This window comes from Planomicrobium okeanokoites, from assembly GCF_003428875.1.
Classification (GTDB): Bacteria; Bacillota; Bacilli; order Bacillales_A; family Planococcaceae; genus Planococcus; species Planococcus okeanokoites.
The window spans coordinates 42,996-66,111 of sequence record NZ_QQRS01000002.1; the positions used below are offsets into that span (position 1 = coordinate 42,996).

A 23,116-nucleotide genomic window follows, 5' to 3' on the forward strand; every position below is an offset into this window, starting at 1 on the left:
CCCCTTGCTATTTGCTCTGCATGGATATATCCGCGACTTTCGCCAATATTTCCTCGCCTGCTTTTATTCCCTGCTCTTCAGTTACAATAATGTGCCCGGAAACGTCGGCATCCGATTTCACTGCCTCACCGTGAGCAGCGAGCAAACCGGTGTCCGCGCTTTCCAGAAGATCCAGATCCAGCAGCGAATCTCCGGCAGCCACCACATAATCGGCTTTGATGCGATCTCTGACATATTCCATCGCTGCAGCTTTCGTTATACTTTCAGGCATCAAATAAAGCTTTCTTCCCTGCAGCGAAATTCCCCATCCGATTTCATGAAAAAGTTCTGTATAATAGGATAGTTTGTCTTCCGGAAAACTTGCTCTGTCGACAATCAGGTAGACAAACCAGTCTTCTGCCCGTCTCACGCGCAGCACCCAATCTTCATCAAAATGCTGCTGGATCACCGGCATCAATTCTTCGATGACCGTCTTTTTGCTGACACATTGCTTCCGGATATCGGTCGACCATTCCTTGATGGGTTCACCGTTTTCCAGAATGACAGCGCCATTTGAGATGATTGCGAATTGCGGTGGTTCATCGCCTTCATAAATTCCGGTCACCCGTTCGTATTGTTCGCGTGTCCTGGTCGTAACCGGAACGAATATGGTGTTTTCTTCCAACTCCCATAAAGCAGCCTGGCTTTGTTCGGTCATGAAAGATTGCGGCTTTCCTTCAAAGCGTTCGACTTCGATCAATTCTTCAGGCTTTACTTCATTGCCCATGGATCTCCGTGAGTAAATCAGTGTCTGGTCGAGATCGCTTGCGAATAATAATGTCATATTTCTTTCCCCGATTTGATCAGGCCAATTGAACGGTAAAATAAATCCGGCACTTCTTCCACCGGAACATCCTTTTCTTCGGCAAGAATCAGGATATGCTTTACATCCGGATGCTCGATATCTCTGACCAATACTTTCCATGGGTTTCTCCGGAGCAAAACACGCGTAGTTTCACCAACACCAGGCTTTACCAGGTGGTAATCCGTTTCACTGTACATACTGCGACCGATTTCTTCGACTTCTTTCATGCCTTCCCAAGTACGTTCCGCAGTTACAGGAGTGCTGTATGCTTCCTCTTCAGATGCTTTGCTGGTTTCGGCAAAACAGCTTGTCACCTGATCCACGAAATCATTCGACAGATCCTCTTCTATTAATTCGCCATAAAATTTCGCGCCGTGATAATCCTCGGGACCGATATAGCGGTCGTTCAGAATTGTTCGGCTCACCAGACCCGAAACCGTAGAATTCAAGCATGCGCTCGGAATCAGAAAATCTTCTCTCGTACCGAACAATACGGCACAGGCGCCAGGATCGGCGAGCACAGCCATGTCATCTTGCAGATCAGTGCCGTATTCGCGGTTCAGCGACGAGAGCGATTTCGTCAATTCCTTCTGGATAGCGCCTTTCCCTGTCCACCCGTCAATAAATTGAATACGACTGCCGGGATGCTTTTCCAGAATCGTTCCGATGGCTTTTTCATCTATTCCCTTATCGCGTAAAATCGAGACGCTGTAATGCGGCCATTTCATACCCATCATCTGTTCCGCGTATCGTTTGATCAAGATGCCGATAGGACTTCCAGCACGCGCCAGTGAAACCAGCACAATAACGTCTGTTCCGGCATTCAATTGGATCCTTCTTGCCACCACTCCGACAAGATGGCTCAATTGTTTTTTTGTCTGCTGCACAGATTGGTGATAAAGTTTTGTATACTCTTCGGATGGCCGGTATTCGACTGGAAGCCGCTCAGCATAATGGCCGCCTGTCTGCACTGCATTTTCGCGTTCTTCCAATGAGCTTTCCTCAAAATCATCCGTAACATCTTTCAGTAAAAATGTAATATCGTTCTCGGGATAGCTTGTTTTCACTAAACCAGCAGTAATCATCAGGCCACCTCTTTCATTTTTTGTCTGTCAGAACGAGCCACTCGACTGGCGCTTTTTTTTCAAGATATGAAATCAGCGGCTGCCAGCTTGCTTCGTCCGCAACCGATTCAGCCAACAGATAAATTCTATCAGCGTCGATTCTGCTTATATTATAAAGGAATTGATTGACATCTTCCGCATCCGGCAACTTAAAGCGAACTTTCTCTTTAATCGGGTAACCGTCTTCTTCAGCAGCAAAAATAGGGCTTCTTGTGGTTGTCTGAACCGATGCATCTCCACCAAGCGCTAAAGCGAACCGAAGAGGCAAATACATATTCTCCCCTATTCCAATCACGAGTGGTTTCTTGCTGGCAGGTACTGTTTTTGCCAATTGTTCAGCCCATCTTCCGATTTCTGAATGGCTGCTGCTCGATAATCCAAAGCGGCCGGTAAATGGCAGATATCGCTGGCCTGTAGCTGATTGCAGTTCAATCGCCTGAACTTGCATCGAGCGGCCAGGAGTCTTTTGACCCGAACCTTTCAGTTCGGCAATCTCCGTTTCACCAGGTGATTCACTATGTTTCAGGTCGAATTCCCCTTTAAGCAAAGACAAGACGTCGACAGTCAGATTACGTGCTGCCGCCATGTCCTCAAGCTTTCGCTTTTGGCCTTCGCTCCGCCAATCAAGAATAGAGAGGGATATGTATTTCTTGCCTGGAAATTGGGAATCCAATGCCGTGATTAAATTCACTAAAGTGTTGCCTGTCGAAATCTCATCATCGATCAGAATAATGGTATCCGCTTCTTCCAGCATTCCCGCCGGTGCATAAACTTTGTGTGAAGTGGCGTGTGAATGTTCTTCTTCAAACACAAAAGCGGGAGATGCCCCGATAATTTCCTCCCTGGTCGTATGGATATAAGCGGCTTCATCAAAGTGATGAAAAACAGAATGTCCCAGACCAGTGGCTGTTTCCGCCATTCCAATGAAAACAGTTTTATCCGGCAAAGCCGTTCGATATGCAAGTGATTCATGGCTTGTTTCGAGACAGGCTTTTGCTGACTCAATCATTTCCACGATTTTTTTGTGCTGCGGAATTGGCTTCAAACCTGCTTTCTCCATTAATAATGAAGCAAGAAGACTGCCGGTCCCCAGCGCTATTGATGGATGAACCGCCAAATGTTTTGCAATTAATTTGCTGACAAATAGAAATTGCCTTTTTTTATTGACCCGCAATGCCACGGAAAATAGGGATTCCATTGGCAAATCCCCATAACTTTCCGTTGCGGACACTTCTATGTCCATTTTATCCCAGTACTTATACCTGGTTTGCAAGTTGTTTTGCTCGTATGTGATTGAGGACGTCGATTGGTTTGTAGTATTCATTCAGCACCCCATATATTTCCGCTTGAGCAGCCACTTTTTTCGCCCAGCTCAGGTGCGGTTTTACTTCGTTCATTTTATTGCGCTGCGGGCTTTGCAGGATTCCATTAAAAGTATCGCTTTTCGCCAAAATGAGCATTGCGTCTTCGTATGTTTCATGTGAGATGATATGCCCCGCATTCACAATCGCAATCTGAGAAGGATGAATGCACGTTTTTCCTTTAAATCCGTTCAGAACATCCAATTGCACTTCTTCCCAAAGAACTTTCTCCGGTTTCGAAGAAAGCCATGCATCCGTTTCTGCCGTGAAATATTCATAAACTGGTCCCGAAACAATAAAGCCGTCTTCAGCTTTCGTAAATTTATTGAGTATTGAAATCAGGCAATCCCTGATCAAGTGAACATCGTAAATTGTGCGTTCCACCGGACGCCGAAGACCATAAAGGCTTGAGAAATCAGTGGCTCCAACCCTGATTGTCAAAATACGGTCTTTTTCATGCCGTAATTTGCTGTAAATATCCATTAATGCCTGTTCACGCGTTTCAGCGAACAGCACTTCTTCCGTTTCAAGAAGAGGCAATGCATACAATTTTCTGCCCGCACTTTCGCTGGCGCGGTCCAGAGCTGAGAAAAAAGGTTCCAGATCCGCAGCCTGCACTTTAGGAAGCACAATGCCAGTAAGCATGCCAAGTGAACTGCCCGCCAATTTTGTTAATTTATCCAATTGGCCAGAATTTCGAATACGCAAAAACAGCAACGGGCTGCCTTCAATATGTGATTGGGACGCTTGCTCAAGCTCTTTCAGTTGTGAAACAACATTCGCTTCCGCTGATTCCAATTCGGTATCAGCCACCGCGTCTTCCAGGCAGATCATCAATGTCGCCAATCCTGAAAATGTGTCCCGCCGATAACTTCCGGCTATAATCTTAGCTGCGAAATCAGGTCTTGAGCCTGGTGTGTAGAGCGCTGCCCCCAACGCCAGCCCAAGTTTTTCCCGATCCGTATCTCGATTAAATTCTGCCGGGGGGTATTTAAAAAACGTCTGTAACTCAGAATCATCTAATGCATTAAAATGTCTCATTATGAAATCCTCCCGGCACAATTAAATTAAAGCAATAAATCTTAATAACCGATATTCCGCAAAACAGCGGCGCTTGCCTGGTGGCTTGCGCCGAGCTAACTCGTGCTCAGCACGCTTCGCCCGAGTGGATCTCAGCACTTCGCTTGGTCACCTGGGCGTCTTCGCTGTTTTGCTCCATATCTCTAGAGATCCCTCTAGCGCCGAAGCGGTATATAAATGTTTTTTAATAAGTTTAATTAATTTAATCCATACTTCCATCAGAATTGAGAAAAAAAGCAAGGAGCCCAGCCCCTTGCTTTTTCAACTTGCGAGATCAGCTGTCGAGTCCAAAGTCCTTAACCAGCGACCCAAGGCCGCCTTGATAGCCGCTTCCGATTGCATTGAACTTCCACTCCCCGCCGTGACGGTATAATTCACCTACGACGATAGCAGTTTCGATAGAGAAATCCTCTCCCAAATCATAGCGGATCAGTTCCTCATTTGTATCTTCATTGAGAATGCGTACATAGGAATTGCTTACCTGTCCAAAATTCTGGGCTCTTGCTTCACCATCATGGATGGTGATGGCAAAAGTGACTTTTTCGATGGCAGAAGGAACAGCTGAAAGATCCACTTTGACTTGTTCATCGTCGCCTTCGCCTTCGCCTGTGCGGTTATCGCCTGTGTGCTCAACTGCACCAGCGGCACCTTTTGTATTATTATAGAAAATAAAATCAGCTTCTGAGGAGGCTTTGCCTTCCGCATTCAACAGGAAAACCGAAGAATCGAGATCAAAATCTTTGCCGCCGTCATATTTATTCGTATCCCAGCCTAGTCCTACCACTACTTTCGACAAGCCTGGATTGCTTTTAGTCAAATCTACTTTTTGTCCTTTTGATAAGTTAATTGCCATTCCAAATCACTCCTTATGCATATTTATTGGCAATTGCGCCAATATCAGAATCGGTCGTTCCTTCGCCTACAGCAGAGAATTTCCATTCGCTGCCCTGACGATATAATTCACCAGGAATCAGTGAGGTTTTGCCGGAATAATTTTCTGTCAGATTATAATGGATCAATTCTTCTCTGGTCTGGTTATCGACCAGACGGATAAACGCATTTTCAATCATACCGAAATCCTGTTTTTTCTGTTTCGCATTATAAATGTTCACAACGAAAATCAAGCGATGGATTGACGGGGAGATTTTTTTAAGATCAATATTGATCGTTTCATCATCGCCTTCGCCTTCACCGGTAAGATTATCGCCTGAATGCACAACACTGCCGTCGCGGCTTTGCTTGTTTCCGAAATAAATAAGGTTTTCCTTGCCTTTGAGTTTTCCATTTTCATCAAGCATGATGACTGAAGCGTCACAGTCGATATCCGAACCGCCGCCTCCACCGCCAAGCAAAGAACTCAAGAACCCGCCGCTTTTTTTCGTTTCTACAGGATCCCATCCAAGTCCGACCATGATGCTTGAAAGAGATGAACGTCCTTTTGTTAAATCGATCTTTTGACCTTTTACTAAATTGATAGCCACTGTTAACACTCTCCATTCATCTTTATGTATTCTATTGTTAATACTATTGATATATGCGGAAAATTTCAATTCTAAGGGTCGAAGCGCCCATTTGCGGCAAACTGCCTCCAAGCTTAAACCTAGCATCTTCCATTTTGCGTGTCAATCGGTTTAAGCGGAATTTTCAGAATTATTAAGTGCTGTTTTCATTTTCCGCAATCATTATAGTTATACGTCCCACTTTCAGGAAAGTTTCATCTTTTATAGTTCAAAAGACAGGATAAATATAAAATCCCCTGCTCTTTTGCACATACTTTGCCTCTAAATCGGGTATACATCGCAAGGAGCTACTATCATATAAAATTTAGGAGGAGAGTCCAGATATGAAGCTGATCTCTATTATAGTTCCAGCCTACAACGAAGAAGAAAACATCTCTCCCATCTACGAAAAACTAGTCCAGGAACTTACAGCTGTTCCATATAGATATGAAATTCTATTCGTTAATGACGGCAGCCGGGACGGCACTCTGAAAGAAATACTTAAGCTTGCCGAACAGCAGAACAATGTAAAATATATTTCTTTCACCCGAAATTTCGGTAAAGAAGCCGCGATTCTTGCCGGACTGAAAAGAGTCAAAGGAGACGCCGCTATTTTAATGGACAGCGACATGCAGCATCCACCGACTCTTATCTCGGAATTGCTCCTGGGATTTGAGGAAGGGTTCCATCAGGTGGTAGCGAAACGGACACGGACAGGTGATCCGAAGGTTCGTACATTCTTGTCCAGTCTCTATTACAAAGTGATCAATTCAATTACCGATGTCGATTTGGCAGACGGCGAAGGGGATTTCCGTTTAATGAGCAGAAAAGCGATTGATTCCCTTCTCCTGTTAAGTGAAAACAACCGCTTTTCAAAAGGTTTATTTTCCTGGATAGGGCTCAGCAAAAAGACCATCTGCTATGAGAACGTTCTTCGCGAAGGCGGCGATTCCAAATGGTCATTCGGCAGCCTGCTCAATTACGGGATAGACGGAATCATCTCTTTCAACACCAAGCCGCTGCGTATTTGCTTTTATACAGGCTTCATCGTCCTTTTTCTTTCCCTCGTTTATATTGCATATACTTTGTATGGCATTTCTCAAAGAGGAATCATTGCTCCCGGCTATTTCACTACCATCACCGCCATCCTGGTGCTCGGTGGCATCCAATTGATCAGCCTTGGCGTAATCGGAGAATATATCGGACGCATCTATAATGAAACAAAACGACGACCGAACTTCCTGGTGGATATCAGCAATGTGGATGAATACGATGAGTCTTAAATCGCTGAATACCGAATTCACCCGTTTCCTGTTTGTCGGTGTCATCAATACGCTGAGTTATTATTCCATCTACCTGATTCTCCATAATCTTTTTTCACTGCCATACATGCTTGCGCATATAGTCGGTTTTCTCATCAGCCTGAACGTCTCTTTTTTCCTGAACACTTACGTAACGTATAGAGTAAAGCCCACTTTAAAGAAATACTTGTTTTTCCCCTTGACGCAAGTAGTCAATATGACAGTATCAACCGTTCTTATTTTCATATTCGTTGAGTACCTGAAGTTGAACAGCAACATCGCCCCTTTTGCAGCGGTGATTTTTACAGTGCCCATCACTTTCATCGTTTCCAGCAAAATCATGAAAGATCCGGTGCGGCAGAAATAAATTAAAGTCGGTGAATCCATGTTCAAAAATCATCCATACTGGTGTCTCCTGGCAATCAGCTTTGCGCTTGCCGTCCTGGCCCATGGTGCCTTCCTTTATCAATGGACTCAGGGGCAGTACATGACCGGCATCAACGATGGCCTGTCACAGATGATGCCATTCAAACATCTTCTATATGAACAATATACAAACGGTGAATTTTTCTATTCCTTTGATTTTGGATTAGGCGCAGGCACATTCAGCGAATTGGCCTATTATTTTTCCACATCCATTGTCTTTCTAATCACCATTCCTTTTGTCTGGCTGCTGGATATTGCAGGCATCGTCCAGGAACCTGACGTGTTATTCTGGGCAAATGCGGCGGTTTTCATCAGTGTAATCCGCATGACATTTGTGCTGTTCATCACTTCACGCGTTTTCATGTACATGAAGATCCCGTATTGGCCGGCGTGGATCGGCGCTTCTGTTTACGGCATATCAGGGATGTTTTTTCGGCACACCGTATACTGGGAATTTTTCGCTGATTCATTTTTGTGGCTTCCCCTACTTATACTGGGAATCGAGAAAATCTTCAGGGAACAAAAACCGGGCTGGTTTCTTATGGCGGTTTCCATATCGTTCTTTGATAATTTCTATTTTGCCTATATCAATTTCCTGCTGTCCGCCATCTATATCCTTTTCCGGCTGTTCATTCCATTGAGTTCAGCTGAGAATAATAAGAAAAAGAAATTGCTGACATTCATGGGTGCCGGCATCATCGGGTTCAGCATCGGCGCGGTGGCATTCATTCCTGCAGTTTATGCATACTTGAATAATCACCGTCCGCCCTTCCAACAGGAGATTCCGATTTTCGACCCTTTCGACAATATCCTTTATACAAGCCGCTATATTATTTTGCCGGCGCTTTTTGTGCTGTTCTTATTCATGTTCCGTTTTTATGGCAATAAAACCTTCCGCCTGTTTGCACTGTTGGGGATCGCGGGGATAGTGATGCATTTAAGCCCTTTTGTCAGCAGCGTGTTCAACGGATTTTCCGCCCCGCAGTACCGCTGGGAATATTTTATTTCGTTCGCAGCCGGCGGAGCAATTGCCACTGGACTTACGATGCTGACTAAGATTTCACGCCGGAATTTCTTTATTGCAACGGGTCTAACAGGCTTCATCTATTTGATTTATGCGCTACTGGATCCTGCACTGGAATTTGATTGGATGGAAACGGGACTTGTTCTTGGCGGTCTGCTGCTGACAATTGCCGCTGTCTGGACAGCGTTCCATTTCAATAAATCCGGGACGCTGATTATTGTTGGACCTGTTTTATTAGCATGGCTGATCGCCTACGCGAATTTCTATCAATCCGAAAAAATAATGGAGATGGGCAACGTCGACCAGGTGAGTAAGGAACTGATTACCGGTGAAGATTATGACAATCCGGAAATTCGCGGCCTGCTCAAACAGATCCATGAGCGTGAGAATGATGAAATGTACCGCATCGAATGGATGCAGGGCGTTCGGAATAACACGCCGATTGTCCAGGATTTTCAAGGGTTGAGTGCCTATTCGAGTATATTGAACAAAAACCTGCTGTATTTTTATTTGTATGACATGGAAATAGATATGCAGCGCGAGAGCGTCAGCCGCTATGCGACGCTTGGCAATCGCGCCAACCTATTCAGCCTTGTGCGCGGGAAATACATCATCCGATCGGCTGATGACAGTAATATTCCATATGGTTTCAAAGAGCTGCTTGAATCCGAAAATTATAAGGTATACGAAAACGGAAATGTCCTGCCCTTTGCACGGGGCGCAACCGAATTCTATTCGGAAGACAAACTGTCGATGCATCCGCCTTTGGTCCGCGAACACGCTATGCTTAACGGCATTGTTCTGAATACGGAAGAAGAAGGCAGTCCGATCCAGGTAACAGGCGATATAACATCAAAATTCACCATCGAAGAAAAAGAGGCAAGCTATGACGACGGCATTTTGGAGGTTACAGGTGAAACCGGCGGCATCGATCTCGTTTGGGAAGATCCTGCTGAAGGTCAAGGAGACCTCTACGTATCATTCAACCTTGTTAACACTGCTGAAGATGAAGGTTTCAATCTGACAGTCAACGACTACGTCACTTCCCGCAAATCAAATCAATCGGTATACAAGACTTATGTGGATGATCTGACCATCCGGGTGCCTTATCAGGATCGCGTAGAGATCCGCGTACCGGAAGGGCGATACTTTTTGACGGAAATCCAATTATTCGAAGAAGATTATGAAACTCTGGAAAGAGAAGCAGATGAGAATGCGGGACTGAAGGAGCTTGAAATAGACGGCAGCCGGGTTGAAATCCTTTACGACAATATTGCAGACGACGATTATCTGTCTGCCGTCATCCCTTACGAAATGGGATGGAGCGCAACGGTTAACGGAGTTGACGTTGAGGTACTGAAAGCCAATTATGCATTTGTCGGTGTTCCGATTGAAGCGGGCGAAAATCACATCATCTTTACTTATCGCCCGCCGTTTTTCGTACCTTCACTGATACTGACTGTTCTATCGCTCTTCTTTGCGATGTTTTGGCTATTCAGAAAGAAACGCGCTGATTCTGAATAGCGTCAGAGCGTTTAGCTGAATGAGCAACGGGAATAGGAGAGTCATGGAATCCACTTTCAGGAGGAGATAATATGGCTAAAGATAAATATGAAAAAATTGATGAAGCAATCGACCCTCAGGAGCAAGGCAAACAGCCGGGAGTTGAAAAACAAATGGACCCGGAGCCCATCTATGATGATAAGGATTATAAAGGCGCCGATAAGCTGAAAGGCAAGACTGCTTTGATCACTGGCGGCGACAGCGGTATCGGACGGGCAGTTGCCGTCGCATTCGCCAAAGAAGGCGCCAACATTGCGATTGCTTATCTTGATGAACACGATGACGCTGATGAAACGGTTAAAGCTGTTGAGTCCTATGATGTCAAATGCATGAAGTTTGCGACGGACATCAGCAAAGTCGAAAATTGCAATCAGCTGGTCGTTGATGTCATCGGAGAGTTCGGCCAATTGAATGTTCTTGTGAATAATGCCGGGAAGCAGTTTCCGCAAGATGATTTCCTGAACATTTCAGAGGATCAGCTCCGCGAAACTTTCGAGACGAATATCTTTTCGATGTTCTTTTTGACACAAGCGGCTATTCCGCACATGCAAAAAGGAGATTCGATCATCAACACCTCATCAGTGACAGCTTACCGCGGATCTCCGACATTAATCGATTACTCAGCGACCAAAGGAGCCATTACAGCGTTTACCAGATCCCTTTCCGCTAATCTTATAGATGACGGCATCCGCGTAAATTCTGTCGCTCCAGGACCGATTTGGACACCGTTGATCCCGGCTACTTTCGATGCCGAAAAAGTCGGCGAACACGGAGGCGATACACCAATGGAGCGCCGCGGCCAGCCTGCAGAATTAGCACCGGCTTACGTATATCTGGCATCTAAAGATTCCACCTACGTAACTGGCGAGACCATCCACGTAAACGGTGGAGACTTCATCAGTTCCTAACAAAAAAACCCTCTCTTGAGGGTCTTTTTTTGTCTATTCACGATTCTATTGTAAAAAAACTGGGTATACAGCGGATAACTATAAAATATTCCAGGAGGTATATCAGATGAAGTATATTGAAGCTTTGCTTATCAAATTTGCTATGATTTTCTCCGTCCTCTTTGTTATTCTGGGCCTGGCTTTTGGCGTTGAACTTTATGAAATATTCATTATAAGCCTAATCATTACAGCAGTTGGATTTGTCGGGGACTTGATCATCTACCCGAAAACATCGAATAAGATCGCGACTGCCGGAGATTTTGTCCTCGTCTTTCTCGCAGTATGGCTGCTGGGATTATGGCTGATTGCGAATCCTGATTTTTCATTGATCATGGCCGCTCTTTTCTCTGCTTTGCTTATTGCAGCCGGCGAATGGTTCTTCCACATTTATTTGACGAAACGTGTTTGGGAACAAAAAGAAACTTCCCATACTACTGAGCATGACGAGCCGAGACAGTCATGACTAAGAAAAGCGCAAGCGCCCGTTAAGCTCTGAAAGGCATAAGACGGATCAGCAGAGTGGCGTTCTTTGCCACGGCAGCTGAGCTGGCTTATGACCCGAAGAGCTGGGCGGCTGGAGTCTGGACAGAAGAAAAGCGACAGCGCCCGTTAAGCTCTGAAAGGCATAAGACGGATCAGCAAAGTGGCGTTCTTTGCCACGGCAGCTGAGTTGGCTTATGCCCCGAAGAGCTGGGCGGCTGGAGTCTGGACATAGAAAAGCGACGGTATCCTCCCCCCAAAACTTTAAAGTTTCGGGGTTTTTTACTTTTCAATTACAGGTGGAAAAAAACGCACTTTTTTCATTTCTGCATAATGGGCCATCGGTTTTTCGTATTTGAAGTTTATGCCCAGGTATGGTGCCATCGTATTTTCAACAGTTTCCCCTTGCACGTATTTCAATTTCCAGGAAGCATGGGCTATATCAAGACGCAGCAATCTATCACCCGGTTTTGTCCATAGGCAATAACGTTCGGTCAGCCACTTTTCGAGCTCAGTTGAAGCCGCTGGCTGCGGTAATATTTGATATTGTAAAGCAATTTTTTCCTGTGGATTTTCTTTGGTTACACTTTTGAAATTGATTTGTCCCTTTTTCTTGCCAAATGACATTTTGGCACTTCGATAAGGAAGAAAGCCTCCAAAAGAAGCAGTCTCTGCCGCCAACTTGCTGTTTGCATCCAAGCTGAAAAAATAAACACCAGTTTTATTCTTATATTTGACGTATGTCCGTACGTTCACTTCCAGAAAGTTTGCAGCACCAGGCACAGGAGGCATGAATCGCGGCCGCGTGCAGCGTGCTTTGAAGAGGACGATGCCAATCCACGCTTTGTCATCATAAAGATCCAGCTCCAATTCCTCCGGTACATACTTACGGATTGTCGGCGGATCAACTGGCCAATGGAGAAACAAAAGATCACGCCATGTCTGTGTCATCAACCACATATTTCTTGCCATCTTCACCACACTCCATTAAAAGAAGCCTCTTTCGCAAAAGAGGCTCCATCCATTATTAATCGTTTTCACCAGGCAATGTATCGTGTGCTTGAGGCGGTGCTGGCTTTAACTCAGGAACCCCACCGAAAGCCTTGCTTTCTTCTTCTTTGAATGCCGCGCCATCAGGTGCAGGCTGTTTCAGGAAATCCAACTGAGAAGCAGTGCTGTCCGCATTCGTGTACAAGGTATGGGAGAACTCTGTCGCTTCCCATTCAGGCGGCACTGTAGAAGGAACAATGACACCTTCTTTTGCTTCCATTTCTTTGATTGCTGCCAGCCATTGGTTCTGGTGCATGGTATCCCGAGCAATCAGGAATGAAAGGAGGTCTTTCACACCTCTGTCGTCTGTCATGCTGTAAAGACGAGCCACTTGCAGCCGCCCTTGCGATTCTGCGTTGACATTGGCCCGGAAGTCAGCCAGCAAGTTGCCGCTGGCGATAATGTAGCCCGAATTCCATGGCACACCGTTGCTGTCTTTAGGAGATGCCCCCAAACCATGTACGATTGCATGCTGTGGATTCATGCCGCCCATGATTGCACCCACTACAGGGTCTTTAGCGGCTTTTTCCTGCTCGTAGACAGGCGCCCCTTCCAATAATCTTGCAACCATTGTTGCAAGCATTTCAATATGTCCGAGTTCCTGAGTCCCAGTGTCCATCAGAAGGTCACGATATTTGTCATTGCCGCGCGTCCCCCAGCTTTGGAATAAGTATTGAAGCGCTACAGTCATTTCACCGAATTGACCACCAATCAGTTCCTGAACCTGTTTTGCGAAAACTGCATCCGGTGCATCCGGTTTCGCATGATACTGCAATTCTTTTCTATGGAAAAACATACACACACTCTCCTGTCAGTTTTTTATTTTTTATCGGAATCGATCTTTCCTTCGCTATCGCCTGAACTGTCATCCGGGTGGCCGCCATCATAATCCGAAGCGTTTCCGCCGGAATTATATGAATCGTTGTCAATTTCATCCACGCCTTCTTGGCGTCTGGCGTATTCTTCACCATTCTTTATGCGCCCTTCGCTTTCCGGCTCCGTGTCTTTCGGGTGCCCACCGTCGTAGTCGGAAGCGTTTCCTCCCGCATTAAAATCTTTATCATCTGAGCTTCCATCATCGTGGTTCTGTTCCATTCTTTCAGGATCGAGATTATGGTCATTCTTTTTTTCAGTCATAACGGCCTCCTCCTTCAAAAATTTTACATACATACTTTGAATACCCCGGTCATTTCAAACAAAACATACTTTTTTGATAATTAAACACAAAATTGCGCCGATTCATTTGATTCATTTCTTTGCCCTTTTGTCTTTATTCCTTTCATGCATAGGCTCCATCCGAGTTTGTGTTTCAGTATTGCGGTGAAGGGTAAATGAAGAAATAGAGATTCTATAATGTTGAGGAGGAAAAAGCATGGCAAAAGTTTTGGCTGTTTTATCAGGCGGTTATGCAGATGAAGAAAACAATTACGTAACAGGATGGTGGGCCGAAGAGTTATTCGCACCGGCTATGGAACTTGAAAAAGAAGGCCATACAGTAGGCATTGCATCCTTGCTTGGCGGCAAACCCGTTGTAGATCCGTTGAGTATTTCAAAAGATTATGACCCTGAAGGGAAATACAAAAAATTATATGAATCCGGACTCGCTGATAAGACCACTCCGCTTGTCGATGTAAAAGCGAGCGACTATGACGCTATATTCATCGTAGGCGGCCACGGAGCGATGTTCGACCTCGCCCACAGCGAAGAACTTCATAACATGATCAATATAGTATATGAACTCGGCGGCATTGTGTCAGCTGTCTGCCATGGTCCCGCTCCGTTGGTTTACGCGAAAACAAAAGAAGGCCGTCCATTCTTAGAGGGACTGGATGTGACAGGTTATCCCAACGACAAAGAACCTGAAGAAGTACGTGACTTGCTGCCATTCAGTCTTGAAGATGAATTGAACAGAGTCGCCAATTATTCTAAAGCAGAAGACCAGGATCAATATGCGGTTTGGGCAAACGAACGCATTCTGACCGGCCGTGATCCCCATTCTTCTGAACTGTTCGGAAAAGAGTTGGCCAAAGCCTTAACGCGCCGGGAACTGGAACAGGAAGAGAAGTATTTTGATTAATACCCCTCTTCTTAGGGTATATATACAGAAATAAACAGAACGGGGAGGTAGTATTTGTGAATGATAAAAATAATAATGAACCAGATGAACGAAAAGATTACATGAGAGACAGCACAGACAACATGGACCATCCTCCTGAGAGAAAAGAAGGGCTGGAAGAACCCAATGTAAAGGAAATGCCTAAGATCAAAATCGGTATTGCCATCTTCGTAGTCATCGTCCTGATTATTCTAGCTATAGGAATCGGTTTCGATCTGTTCGGCCTTATGGATTGACGATCTCCACCAATATATTCCGCGGAACCAAAAGAACTCTCCCTTTTTAAATGGGAGAGTTCTTTTGGTTGAAAAGATTATATACCTTCTGTCAGATCCACTTTCGCTTCCATCAGTTCAGATCCGCGATAGAATTTAATATCCAAAGTATCGCCAACTTCCGCTTTTGTGTAGAGGTATTGCCGAAGTTCGAGTACAGAGGTGATATCATCTCCACCCATCTCGACAATTACATCGCTTTGCTGCAGACCGGCAGCTTCTGCGCCAGAGCTTTTAGCGACCGATTCAACGACTACACCTTTTTCCAATTCAGCAGGCAAATTCAGTTCATTTTGCCGAATCGGGGCCGGTACATTCTGAAGATCCAAAATGCTTACACCAAGCGCCGGCCTTTCAACTTCGCCTTTCGTTTCTAAATCTTCAATGATTGGAATTGCTGAATTGATCGGGATAGCCAAGCCGATTCCTTCAACTGAAGCTTGTGCAATTTTCATCGAGTTGATTCCGATCAATTGGCCTTGGCTGTTGATCAAAGCGCCTCCGCTGTTACCAGGGTTGATGGCTGCATCAGTTTGAAGCACTTCTGCCTGCCAGTCTTCTGTTCCGTCCTTATTGATGTCTATCGGTATCGAACGTTCAGTTCCTGAAATCACGCCCGTTGTCACTGATCCAGAAAACTGGAGCCCAAGTGGATTACCGATTGCGATAACCGGTTCGCCTGCTTTAAGGACTGAAGAATCACCGAATTCCGCCACATCTTTGATTTCTGCGGAATCAGTTTTCAATACAGCCAGGTCTGTCCAGATATCTGTACCCAACACTTCGGCATCTATTTCTGTGCCATCGGACAATGTCACTTTGACTTGTTCAGCACCTTCGACCACATGGTTGTTTGTAACGATATAAGCAGAATCCCCTTCTTTTTTATAGATGACACCAGAACCGGCTCCCGCTTCCTGCGGCTCACCGCCGTTGTTCTGTGTGAAAGGGTTTTGCTGGGCACTTTGCAAATTCGTTACACCGACAACTGCTGCCGAAGTGGCGTCAACGACTTCTGTAACATCAGAAGTGACAATCGAAGAAACATTCTCCACTCCGCTGACATTTTCCACTTGCTGAGTATCTTCACCTATCCCTATTCCCTGTTCAATATCTGTAAATCCAGGCAATACGACGCCCGCCAATACAGCACCCGCCAATATACCCGTAAATCCTGAAGCGAAGTTCCCTCTATTTCTTCTTTTTGGTTCTGTCGAATTATAGTATCCCAATTTAAATTCCTCCTGAGTTATAATTTTCTTCACCTATCGTGTTTTGGCCATAAATAACAGTGCCGGCAATTACTGTTTGCCGAATTACTTATGCCGATGTATAAACAATAACAAGCAAATATGAATAAACTATGACCGAAGCTTTAAATAATGTGGAAACTTTCAACACATTTTGAAGACATAAAAAAGCACAAGCAAAATTCGCTTGTGCTTCATTTTTCATCAGGGAGACGAATGATGAATTTCGTACCTTTTTCCAGTTCACTCTCTACCCTTACGTCTCCGCCATGAAGTTCCACTAATTGTTTGACGATGGATAGTCCCAGGCCGAATTGACCGCTTCCTCGGGAAACATCGGATTTGAAGAACCTGCGCCAAATCAGATCAATCTCTTCTACATCGATTCCGCTCCCTGTGTCTTCCACTTCAATAATCGCATAGCCGGGTTCAGAATAAGAAGTGATGCGGATCTCCCCATTTTCAGTAAACTGGATACTGTTTTTCACAATATTAGTAAGCACCTGAATGATGCGGTCCATATCCACATATACTTTCTGGTCTTCAGGGGCATCAATGATGATGGAATTTCCTTTTTCAGCTGCCAGAAACTCCATCTGCTCTTGGATGATTTCAAGTAATTCTTTTGTTTCCACTGATTCTTTCAACAACGAAACCTGGTTTGACCGGATTTTTTCGTAATCCAGATTCTCATTGACCAGCCGCATCAGCCTTTTCGTTTCTTCGCTGACAAGCCGAATGCCCTTTTCCCGCTGTTCTTCTCTGATCATATCACTGCGGAGACCTTCAATGACTCCTGCAATCGTCGTCAGCGGCGTCCTCATTTCGTGCGATACATCCGCCATGAACTGGCGCCGTCTATTTTCAAGTCGTTCAATTTCTTCATTGGATTTATGGAGCTTGGCTGTCATGTCATTAAAATCTTTCGCTAAATCCCCGAATTCATCATATCCGGACTCCGGTAATTTCACGTCATAATTTCCTTCACTGACCATCGCTGTCGCTTTCCGCATCCGCTGCAGCCGGCTGACATGCAGTTTCGACAACAAATAGCTGAGCAGAAGGGCTATGGCCAATGCCGCCAGCATCGCTGTCAGTAAGGTTCGGTTCAGTTCGAAGATCATTTCGCTTGTTCCGCTGACTGGTGCCGCAAGCAGCACCCCGCCCACCAGCTGGTTGCTTTCAACATAAGGCAAGGCAACAAATGTCACCGTGTCTTCAAAGCGCTGAACATCCCGATTGACGACAAGTGTTTCACCGCGTTCAATCGTATCCCATTCCTCCCCAGTCAATTCGACTGGCGGGAAAGCTTCCGAAATCGGATAGAGGATTCTGCTTTGCTGGTCAAAAACAATGAAGTTGATATTCTGAGCCTGTAAAATGGAAACATACGGCTCCAGATTTACGCCGGGACGCGGACCTTCCAACTCAGTCAAAATTTGCTCACCGTAGTTTTCCAATTCCTCCGCTTTATCCTGATAGGCAAAATCTTCGACGAAGCGCACGAATAAAAGACTGAGAATCAGGAAAGATATCAGCAGGATGCTCAGATGGCTTCCCATCAATTGATAAAAATAATTAATCCGCCTGTTCTTCAAATTTATAGCCAACTCCCCAAACGGTGTGGAAGTATTGTTCACCGCCGGTTATTTTTTTGCGGATCCGTTTGATATGGACGTCGACTGTACGCTCATCACCGTAAAATTGATACCCCCATACTCTTTCAAGCAGCTGCTCCCGGCTGAATACCTGTTTAGGATGCTGCAGGAGAAAAACGAGCAGATCGTATTCTTTCGGTGTGAGATCGTCTACAACAACGCCATCTTTTAATACTTCCCTCGTCGTTTTATTAATTGTAAAATGCTTTGTTTGCACGCGGTCTTCCATGGCTTCCCCTTTTTGGCTGCGTCTTGTCACAGCCTTTATCCGCGCCATTAAAGTTAGAGGGCTGAAGGGTTTTGTGACATAATCATCCGCCCCCATTTCAAAACCGATCACCTGATCCGATTCACTGTCTTTTGCTGTCAGCATGATAATCGGCACCTGATCCCCCTGTTCCCGGATTTTCCTGCACAGGGCAATGCCATCCATGCCAGGCAGCATCCAATCCAGCACCAATAGATCATAGTCATTCCGCTGATATTTATCGAACCCGTCGATGCCATCCGAAGCGAAGTCTCCAGTGATCCCTTCTTTTGAAAAGAATAATTCGAGCATTGAACTGACGCTCGGATTGTCTTCCACAACTAAAATATGCATCCCAAATCCCTCCGCTTCTATGTACTTAAGTTAAACCAAAGCTGTTATTAAGGCAATTGAACAAAAGCCACTCAAATTAGAGTGGCTCGAATTATCAGGCTTTGTCCGCCTTCTGTTTATATTTATCGAATATATTGCCGATCATATCATAATCGATGGCCATATTATTTTCGTAAGCGTATTTTACGCCGTAACCAAGCGCGACTGTCATGGCAGTGGCCACAGTTCCACCAATAATCGAACCTGCTCCCGGAATGAATTTCAATGCCTGGCGGTAGATTGTATGGCCGACTGTCCGGGTGGCCGTTATCACAATCATATCTTTCGCAGCTTTTTTGGATAAAGGCTTATCGTATAGTTTTGAAAGCTTGATAATGAGACCTACTTGAAGGGACGTCAGCGGTACAACGTCCGAACCCGGAATCGGGGATGCCCCGATAATCCCGGCCGAGACACCGGCTCCGACAATCCATCTGGTAGCTGCGGCTGATTTCTCTTTCATACTTTTAGCGAAAAGCAGGTCTTTACCCTTTTTTTCGAGCATCACTAGAATTTCCCTTTTGAGATCTTCAAAGTTTTCGCCTGTTTTTGACGAAACCGGTATGACTTTGTATTTGTGATTGGTGTGCTTTTTCACAAATTGGATTAAAGAAGGGATATTTTCAGCAGCATCGATTTTATTCAAGACAATAAGGATATCTTTATTATTCTTTTCGATAGCAGAAAATTTCTCTTTTTCACTGTCGGAAAATACTGTTCCCGCAGCATTGAGGAAAAATAAGACGACATCAGATTTCTGGACGAATTCAAGCGTCTTTTTGGGGTTCTCATCGTTCGGATCATTCAATCCCGGCGTATCCATAAATTTGATGTTTTCGAGCCCACGCATATTATAAGGGTCGACACTGACTGTTTCGCCCGGCATCGGGTTTGTACTCGCAATGTCTTCTCCGATGATTCTATTAACCGTTGAGGATTTTCCAGCATTGACTTCGCCGATCATCGAGATCAGCAAATCCTGTTCCAATGTATCATTCACTTTTTTCATCTCATTTTCAAACATCTTATTCATTGTCTGCATAACTTCATCTTCAAACTTCTTCACCAAACCCAGTCGCCTCCTTAGAGAATATCTACACTTATTATAGTCGTTTCCCGTCTTTGTAACTATTCTAACGCTGTGAATAAAAAATAACAGATAGGGAATAACAAGGAATATCAGAAGAAAAGGAGTGTTCATATGCAGAATATAAAAGCTTTATTTCTTAATACCTCTTTAAAAAGCACCTCGGACCCTTCCCATACGGAAGGCTTTATGGAAGACGTGAAAGTCCATTTCAATCAGCTTGGGGTTGAATCGGAAATTGTCCGTCTGGCGGATTATAACATCGCCTATGGAGTCCAGGAAGATATGGGAGACGGTGACCAGTGGCCGCAGATTCTGGAAAAAGTGATGGCAGCTGACATTTTGATCATCGGTACGCCTATCTGGCTCGGTGAAAAAAGTTCATTGTGCACTCAAGCAATCGAACGGCTTTACGGCAGCAGCAGTGTAACCAATGATAAGGGACAGGCAGTTTTCTACAATAAGGTTGGCGGAGCTGTCGTAACCGGCAATGAAGACGGCGCCAAGCATGCTGCTTCAGAAATTCTTTACAGCCTTTCGCACATAGGCTTTACGGTACCGCCGAATGTCGACGCTTATTGGGTCGGCGAAGCGGGTCCGGGAGATTCTTACATGGATGCCGGCCGTGACAATGACTTCACCAAATCAGCCATCGAACGACTGGCCTACAACACATACCACTTTGCAGGGTTGCTGAAAAACAATCCGATTCCAGCTGAAGGCAATACATTGGAATAGAAAAAAGTCCGGAACGAAGGTTCCGGACTTTTTTTATTTCCACATTCTTTTTACAGTCGCTTTTTCTCCTTCAATGGAAAGAACGTATACATCCGGATTCGACAAAGCATTCCATTCCTCGAAACCGTAAGCTTCTTCGAATCTTTTCAGCAGCAAGCCCATCATATTCCCATGGGTCACCAGTACCGCGTTGCCAGGAGCTTCAGCCAGCACTTCAGCTCCCCGTTCAGCAGCTTCCCCTGCAGATTCGCCCCCTTCAAATTTCAAATCGAAATCATTGAAGGATTGCTCAAGTTTTTCCATCCAATCAGGCAAGTCTTCTGTACTCAGCACTCGCTCTGCCAGCCTGTCATCGATTTGGACCGGCAAATCACGTGATGCCGACAACGGCTCAATGGACTGGATGGCGCGTGTAAAAGGACTGCTGATAATATGGCTGATTTCGATATCTTCGAAAAATGCAGTCAATGCCTCGGCTTGCTCCCTGCCTTCGGCTGTCAATTCCGCGTCGGGTGCCTGGCCCTCAGCCTTGCAATGCCTGATCAAATAGAAAGTCTTCTGCATAAGTCCACCTCATTGAATATATTTTAAATCAGTAAGCTTTATTGGATTTTCTTCATCAAATTGGCCATTTCAATGGCGCCTGCTGCCGATTCCCAGCCTTTATTGCCCGCTTTTGTTCCAGCGCGTTCGATTGCCTGCTCAATGGAATCCGTTGTCAATACACCGAATATCACCGGAATATCGGACTGGTCGCTGGCACGTGATACACCTTTTGCCACTTCACTGCAGACAAAGTCGAAATGCGGCGTTGCTCCGCGAATTACGGTTCCAAGCGTAATGACCGCATCATAATTACCGCTGACCGCCATCTTTTTTGCAACCAACGGAATTTCAAATGCACCCGGCACCCAGGCAATGGACACATCTTCATCGTTTACACCGTGTCTTTTCAATGCATCTTCAGCACCACTCAGCAGCTTGCTGGTGATAAATTCGTTGAAACGGCCGACAACGATTCCAATCTTTAATCCTTCTCCATTTAAATATCCCTCATAATGTACTGTCATATTCATTCTCCTCCTTCGCTGCGGTTTGAAACCTCAGCTGCTGTTTTTTGCTGATAGGCAATCAAATTTTTTATCGTCAAAATGCCCATTCCCAGCCTTTCAGCCACCTTGACCAAATCGGGGACTCTCGCCATCGTTCCATCTGCATTCATGATTTCACAAATAACACCTGCCGGAGCTGAACCTGCAAGCTTTGCCAAATCCACTGCTGCCTCGGTATGCCCAGAACGTTCGAGTACGCCGCCATCTTTAGCGATCAGCGGAAACACATGGCCTGGACGCTTAAAATCTGAAGGCTGCGCATCTTCATTGATCAAGCTCAATATTGTATGGGAACGCTCAAAAGCGCTGATTCCGGTGGTCGTATCTTTATGATCCACACTGATGGTGAAGGCAGTGCCATATTCGTCTGTATTTTCGTCAGTCATCAACCCGACTTTGAGTTTTTTGGCGAGTCCTTCTGTGACAGGCACGCATATCAACCCTCTGCCTTCAGTTGCCATCAAATTGATGATTTCAGGTGTCGCGTGTTCTGCCAACGCAATAAAATCACCTTCGTTCTCACGGTCCTCATCATCAATAACAATGACTGCCTTGCCTTGTTTCAAATCTTCCAACGCTTGTTCCACTTTGTAAAACAAAGTTATGCCTCCCTTAGAATCCATGTTCCGCCAGCCAGCTTCTCGACATTTCCGGTTTATCGGACTGTTGGATCCGTTCTGTATATTTCGCCAAAAGATCACACTCGATGTTGACGCGTTCGCCAATCCCTTTTTCACCCAGCAATGAATCTTCCTGTGTAGTAGGAATCAATGAAATCGCGACTGTATTTTTGCCAACCGAAAAAACCGTCAGAGATGTGCCATCTACGGATATGGACCCTTTGACCATCATGTATTTCATCAATGAAGATTCCAGTTCGATTGTTTTTGTTACTGCATTCGATTCTTTATTCACTGTACGGATGACACCAACGCCATCAACATGGCCACTTACAAAGTGTCCGCCAAAACGTCCATTGGCCGGCATCGCCCTTTCAAGATTTACACGCGCACCGGTCCTCAGGTCAGACATGGTTGAGGATTTCACTGTCTCGGGAATGACATCGACTGTAAAAGAATGCTGATCATAAGTTGACACTGTCAAACAAACACCGTTGATTGAAATGCTGTCCCCTCTTTTGATGTCTTCCAAAATCAGAGCACAGGCAATCGTCAATTCCATAGCTTGAGGTTTTGCGCGAAGCGAAGTGACATGTCCCACTTCTTCCACAATTCCTGTGAACATCAGGCACACTCCTCTATTCTTTTTTTGGCATTGATAACTGATTGTTTCGATCGATAGTATGGGTATTTTTCCACCATGGGGCGAATGGGTGGTGGGGATAGGGTTGCAGAGTAGGTTTGAGATGGTTTTACTATTACCGATGTGCCGAACTTCTCTTCATGAATTGCGGGCAAACAAATTTTTGCCGTGCCCAAATAACCCTCTTTTGCGAGGGTGTGTGTAAATTCACTTGCAGTTTGAGAATCTTTGAACTTGAAATACTTTTTTGAATTGGTTCGTTTCATATAATTTTCCTC

General features: G+C 45.2%; 26 protein-coding genes and 1 pseudogene. 9 read left to right on the plus strand and 18 right to left on the minus strand.

The genetic code is table 11. The features are described from left to right. Positions 1 to 7 precede the first annotated feature (7 nt). From D2910_RS05110 to D2910_RS05135, 6 genes are all read right to left on the minus strand, one after another. A complete protein-coding gene (locus D2910_RS05110) occupies positions 8 to 823 on the minus strand; it encodes a hypothetical protein (protein WP_117312621.1) in 816 nt (271 codons plus the stop codon). After that, positions 820 to 1,929, minus strand: coding sequence for a cysteine protease StiP family protein (locus tag D2910_RS05115; RefSeq protein ID WP_117312622.1), 1,110 nt, complete (start codon positions 1,927 to 1,929; stop codon positions 820 to 822). Before D2910_RS05115 ends, D2910_RS05110 begins: the two co-directional genes overlap by 4 nt. A gap of 13 nt (positions 1,930 to 1,942) precedes the next feature. Further along, the gene (locus D2910_RS05120) at positions 1,943 to 3,292 is read right to left on the minus strand and encodes a phosphoribosyltransferase family protein (RefSeq protein ID WP_117312623.1); all 1,350 of its coding nucleotides are present in this window, start codon (positions 3,290 to 3,292) and stop codon (positions 1,943 to 1,945) included. Further along, on the minus strand, positions 3,225 to 4,370 hold the full coding sequence (locus tag D2910_RS05125) for an HpcH/HpaI aldolase/citrate lyase family protein (protein ID WP_101802020.1): 1,146 nt from the start codon (positions 4,368 to 4,370) through the stop codon (positions 3,225 to 3,227). The genes D2910_RS05120 and D2910_RS05125 overlap by 68 nt, the downstream gene beginning before the upstream one ends. Before the next feature lie 313 nt (positions 4,371 to 4,683). Then, entirely contained in the window at positions 4,684 to 5,262 is a 579-nt protein-coding gene (locus tag D2910_RS05130) for a TerD family protein (protein ID WP_084243983.1), read from the minus strand. A 13-nt stretch (positions 5,263 to 5,275) separates the two neighbouring features. Further along, positions 5,276 to 5,890 carry a TerD family protein gene (locus D2910_RS05135; RefSeq protein WP_084243982.1) on the minus strand — a complete coding sequence of 205 codons (615 nt, stop codon included), beginning with the start codon at positions 5,888 to 5,890 and terminating at the stop codon, positions 5,276 to 5,278. Between the two features lie 362 nt (positions 5,891 to 6,252). On the opposite strand from D2910_RS05135, the gene D2910_RS05140 reads away from it, so the two are divergent. From D2910_RS05140 to D2910_RS16830, 6 genes are all read left to right on the plus strand, one after another. Beyond that, positions 6,253 to 7,191, plus strand: coding sequence for a glycosyltransferase family 2 protein (locus D2910_RS05140; RefSeq protein WP_084243981.1), 939 nt, complete (start codon positions 6,253 to 6,255; stop codon positions 7,189 to 7,191). Then, positions 7,181 to 7,576: a GtrA family protein gene (locus D2910_RS05145; RefSeq protein WP_084246744.1), complete on the plus strand. Its 396-nt coding sequence runs from the start codon at positions 7,181 to 7,183 to the stop codon at positions 7,574 to 7,576. Before D2910_RS05140 ends, D2910_RS05145 begins: the two co-directional genes overlap by 11 nt. 18 nt (positions 7,577 to 7,594) lie before the next feature. Next, positions 7,595 to 10,183: a YfhO family protein gene (locus tag D2910_RS05150; RefSeq protein ID WP_117312624.1), complete on the plus strand. Its 2,589-nt coding sequence runs from the start codon at positions 7,595 to 7,597 to the stop codon at positions 10,181 to 10,183. Between the two features lie 71 nt (positions 10,184 to 10,254). Continuing rightward, on the plus strand, positions 10,255 to 11,130 hold the full coding sequence (locus D2910_RS05155) for an SDR family oxidoreductase (RefSeq protein ID WP_084243979.1): 876 nt from the start codon (positions 10,255 to 10,257) through the stop codon (positions 11,128 to 11,130). Positions 11,131 to 11,236: 106 nt separating this feature from the next. After that, complete coding sequence (locus tag D2910_RS05160) at positions 11,237 to 11,632, plus strand: DUF2512 family protein (protein WP_117312625.1); 396 nt, start codon at positions 11,237 to 11,239, stop codon at positions 11,630 to 11,632. Between the two features lie 56 nt (positions 11,633 to 11,688). After that, on the plus strand, positions 11,689 to 11,838 hold the full coding sequence (locus D2910_RS16830) for a hypothetical protein (protein ID WP_165850137.1): 150 nt from the start codon (positions 11,689 to 11,691) through the stop codon (positions 11,836 to 11,838). Between the two features lie 93 nt (positions 11,839 to 11,931). On the opposite strand, the gene D2910_RS05165 is transcribed toward D2910_RS16830, so the two are convergent. From D2910_RS05165 to D2910_RS05175, 3 genes are read right to left on the minus strand one after another with little or no spacing between them, the layout of a single operon-like run. Further along, positions 11,932 to 12,621: a YqjF family protein gene (locus tag D2910_RS05165; RefSeq protein ID WP_117312626.1), complete on the minus strand. Its 690-nt coding sequence runs from the start codon at positions 12,619 to 12,621 to the stop codon at positions 11,932 to 11,934. 55 nt (positions 12,622 to 12,676) lie between these two features. Continuing rightward, entirely contained in the window at positions 12,677 to 13,495 is an 819-nt protein-coding gene (locus D2910_RS05170) for a manganese catalase (RefSeq protein ID WP_117312627.1), read from the minus strand. 23 nt (positions 13,496 to 13,518) lie between these two features. Beyond that, positions 13,519 to 13,836, minus strand: coding sequence for a hypothetical protein (locus D2910_RS05175; RefSeq protein WP_117312628.1), 318 nt, complete (start codon positions 13,834 to 13,836; stop codon positions 13,519 to 13,521). A gap of 235 nt (positions 13,837 to 14,071) precedes the next feature. Here D2910_RS05175 and D2910_RS05180 point away from each other — a divergent pair, with 235 nt between their 5' ends. Beyond that, positions 14,072 to 14,776 carry a type 1 glutamine amidotransferase domain-containing protein gene (locus D2910_RS05180; RefSeq protein WP_084243974.1) on the plus strand — a complete coding sequence of 235 codons (705 nt, stop codon included), beginning with the start codon at positions 14,072 to 14,074 and terminating at the stop codon, positions 14,774 to 14,776. A 56-nt stretch (positions 14,777 to 14,832) separates the two neighbouring features. Further along, a complete protein-coding gene (locus D2910_RS05185; protein WP_117312629.1) occupies positions 14,833 to 15,051 on the plus strand; it encodes a hypothetical protein in 219 nt (72 codons plus the stop codon). Between the two features lie 77 nt (positions 15,052 to 15,128). Here the strand turns inward: D2910_RS05185 and D2910_RS05190 are convergent, their stop codons facing one another. The 4 genes from D2910_RS05190 to D2910_RS05205 all read right to left on the minus strand — a co-directional run bounded on the left by D2910_RS05190 (position 15,129) and on the right by D2910_RS05205 (position 19,707). Then, a complete protein-coding gene (locus tag D2910_RS05190; protein ID WP_117312630.1) occupies positions 15,129 to 16,322 on the minus strand; it encodes a S1C family serine protease in 1,194 nt (397 codons plus the stop codon). A gap of 212 nt (positions 16,323 to 16,534) precedes the next feature. Then, the gene (locus D2910_RS05195) at positions 16,535 to 17,938 is read right to left on the minus strand and encodes a sensor histidine kinase (RefSeq protein WP_240633551.1); all 1,404 of its coding nucleotides are present in this window, start codon (positions 17,936 to 17,938) and stop codon (positions 16,535 to 16,537) included. Next, entirely contained in the window at positions 17,919 to 18,599 is a 681-nt protein-coding gene (locus D2910_RS05200; RefSeq protein ID WP_117312632.1) for a response regulator transcription factor, read from the minus strand. The genes D2910_RS05195 and D2910_RS05200 overlap by 20 nt, the downstream gene beginning before the upstream one ends. Before the next feature lie 94 nt (positions 18,600 to 18,693). Beyond that, positions 18,694 to 19,707, minus strand: coding sequence for a GTPase (locus tag D2910_RS05205; RefSeq protein WP_179135733.1), 1,014 nt, complete (start codon positions 19,705 to 19,707; stop codon positions 18,694 to 18,696). Positions 19,708 to 19,839: 132 nt separating this feature from the next. Here D2910_RS05205 and D2910_RS05210 point away from each other — a divergent pair, with 132 nt between their 5' ends. After that, positions 19,840 to 20,463: a flavodoxin family protein gene (locus D2910_RS05210; protein WP_117312633.1), complete on the plus strand. Its 624-nt coding sequence runs from the start codon at positions 19,840 to 19,842 to the stop codon at positions 20,461 to 20,463. A 33-nt stretch (positions 20,464 to 20,496) separates the two neighbouring features. Here the strand turns inward: D2910_RS05210 and D2910_RS05215 are convergent, their stop codons facing one another. The 5 genes and pseudogenes from D2910_RS05215 to D2910_RS05235 all read right to left on the minus strand — a co-directional run bounded on the left by D2910_RS05215 (position 20,497) and on the right by D2910_RS05235 (position 23,104). Next, complete coding sequence (locus D2910_RS05215) at positions 20,497 to 21,027, minus strand: histidine phosphatase family protein (protein WP_117312634.1); 531 nt, start codon at positions 21,025 to 21,027, stop codon at positions 20,497 to 20,499. 38 nt (positions 21,028 to 21,065) lie between these two features. Continuing rightward, positions 21,066 to 21,533, minus strand: coding sequence for a 6,7-dimethyl-8-ribityllumazine synthase (ribH, locus tag D2910_RS05220; RefSeq protein WP_101801605.1), 468 nt, complete (start codon positions 21,531 to 21,533; stop codon positions 21,066 to 21,068). A gap of 44 nt (positions 21,534 to 21,577) precedes the next feature. Next, positions 21,578 to 22,174, minus strand: a pseudogene (gene ribB, locus D2910_RS05225) (3,4-dihydroxy-2-butanone-4-phosphate synthase); the annotation flags it as partial. 13 nt (positions 22,175 to 22,187) lie between these two features. Next, entirely contained in the window at positions 22,188 to 22,820 is a 633-nt protein-coding gene (gene ribE, locus D2910_RS05230; protein ID WP_117312636.1) for a riboflavin synthase, read from the minus strand. After that, a complete protein-coding gene (locus tag D2910_RS05235) occupies positions 22,820 to 23,104 on the minus strand; it encodes a hypothetical protein (RefSeq protein ID WP_117312637.1) in 285 nt (94 codons plus the stop codon). The genes ribE and D2910_RS05235 overlap by 1 nt, the downstream gene beginning before the upstream one ends. Positions 23,105 to 23,116 lie beyond the last annotated feature (12 nt).

Coding starts and splice junctions, on each gene's coding strand:
- ribE (WP_117312636.1), bottom strand. CDS start 22,820: ATGTTCACAGGAATTGTGGAAGAAGTGGGACATGTCACTTCGCTTCGC.
- D2910_RS05155 (WP_084243979.1), top strand. CDS start 10,255: ATGGCTAAAGATAAATATGAAAAAATTGATGAAGCAATCGACCCTCAG.
- D2910_RS05165 (WP_117312626.1), bottom strand. CDS start 12,621: ATGGCAAGAAATATGTGGTTGATGACACAGACATGGCGTGATCTTTTG.
- ribH (WP_101801605.1), bottom strand. CDS start 21,533: ATGACAGTACATTATGAGGGATATTTAAATGGAGAAGGATTAAAGATT.
- D2910_RS05180 (WP_084243974.1), top strand. CDS start 14,072: ATGGCAAAAGTTTTGGCTGTTTTATCAGGCGGTTATGCAGATGAAGAA.
- D2910_RS05125 (WP_101802020.1), bottom strand. CDS start 4,370: ATGAGACATTTTAATGCATTAGATGATTCTGAGTTACAGACGTTTTTT.
- D2910_RS05145 (WP_084246744.1), top strand. CDS start 7,181: ATGAGTCTTAAATCGCTGAATACCGAATTCACCCGTTTCCTGTTTGTC.
- D2910_RS05110 (WP_117312621.1), bottom strand. CDS start 823: ATGACATTATTATTCGCAAGCGATCTCGACCAGACACTGATTTACTCA.
- D2910_RS05160 (WP_117312625.1), top strand. CDS start 11,237: ATGAAGTATATTGAAGCTTTGCTTATCAAATTTGCTATGATTTTCTCC.
- D2910_RS05120 (WP_117312623.1), bottom strand. CDS start 3,292: ATGAATACTACAAACCAATCGACGTCCTCAATCACATACGAGCAAAAC.
- D2910_RS05235 (WP_117312637.1), bottom strand. CDS start 23,104: ATGAAACGAACCAATTCAAAAAAGTATTTCAAGTTCAAAGATTCTCAA.
- D2910_RS05210 (WP_117312633.1), top strand. CDS start 19,840: ATGCAGAATATAAAAGCTTTATTTCTTAATACCTCTTTAAAAAGCACC.
- D2910_RS05140 (WP_084243981.1), top strand. CDS start 6,253: ATGAAGCTGATCTCTATTATAGTTCCAGCCTACAACGAAGAAGAAAAC.
- D2910_RS05215 (WP_117312634.1), bottom strand. CDS start 21,027: ATGCAGAAGACTTTCTATTTGATCAGGCATTGCAAGGCTGAGGGCCAG.
- D2910_RS05175 (WP_117312628.1), bottom strand. CDS start 13,836: ATGACTGAAAAAAAGAATGACCATAATCTCGATCCTGAAAGAATGGAA.
- D2910_RS05200 (WP_117312632.1), bottom strand. CDS start 18,599: ATGCATATTTTAGTTGTGGAAGACAATCCGAGCGTCAGTTCAATGCTC.
- D2910_RS05115 (WP_117312622.1), bottom strand. CDS start 1,929: ATGATTACTGCTGGTTTAGTGAAAACAAGCTATCCCGAGAACGATATT.
- D2910_RS05130 (WP_084243983.1), bottom strand. CDS start 5,262: ATGGCAATTAACTTATCAAAAGGACAAAAAGTAGATTTGACTAAAAGC.
- D2910_RS05170 (WP_117312627.1), bottom strand. CDS start 13,495: ATGTTTTTCCATAGAAAAGAATTGCAGTATCATGCGAAACCGGATGCA.
- D2910_RS05150 (WP_117312624.1), top strand. CDS start 7,595: ATGTTCAAAAATCATCCATACTGGTGTCTCCTGGCAATCAGCTTTGCG.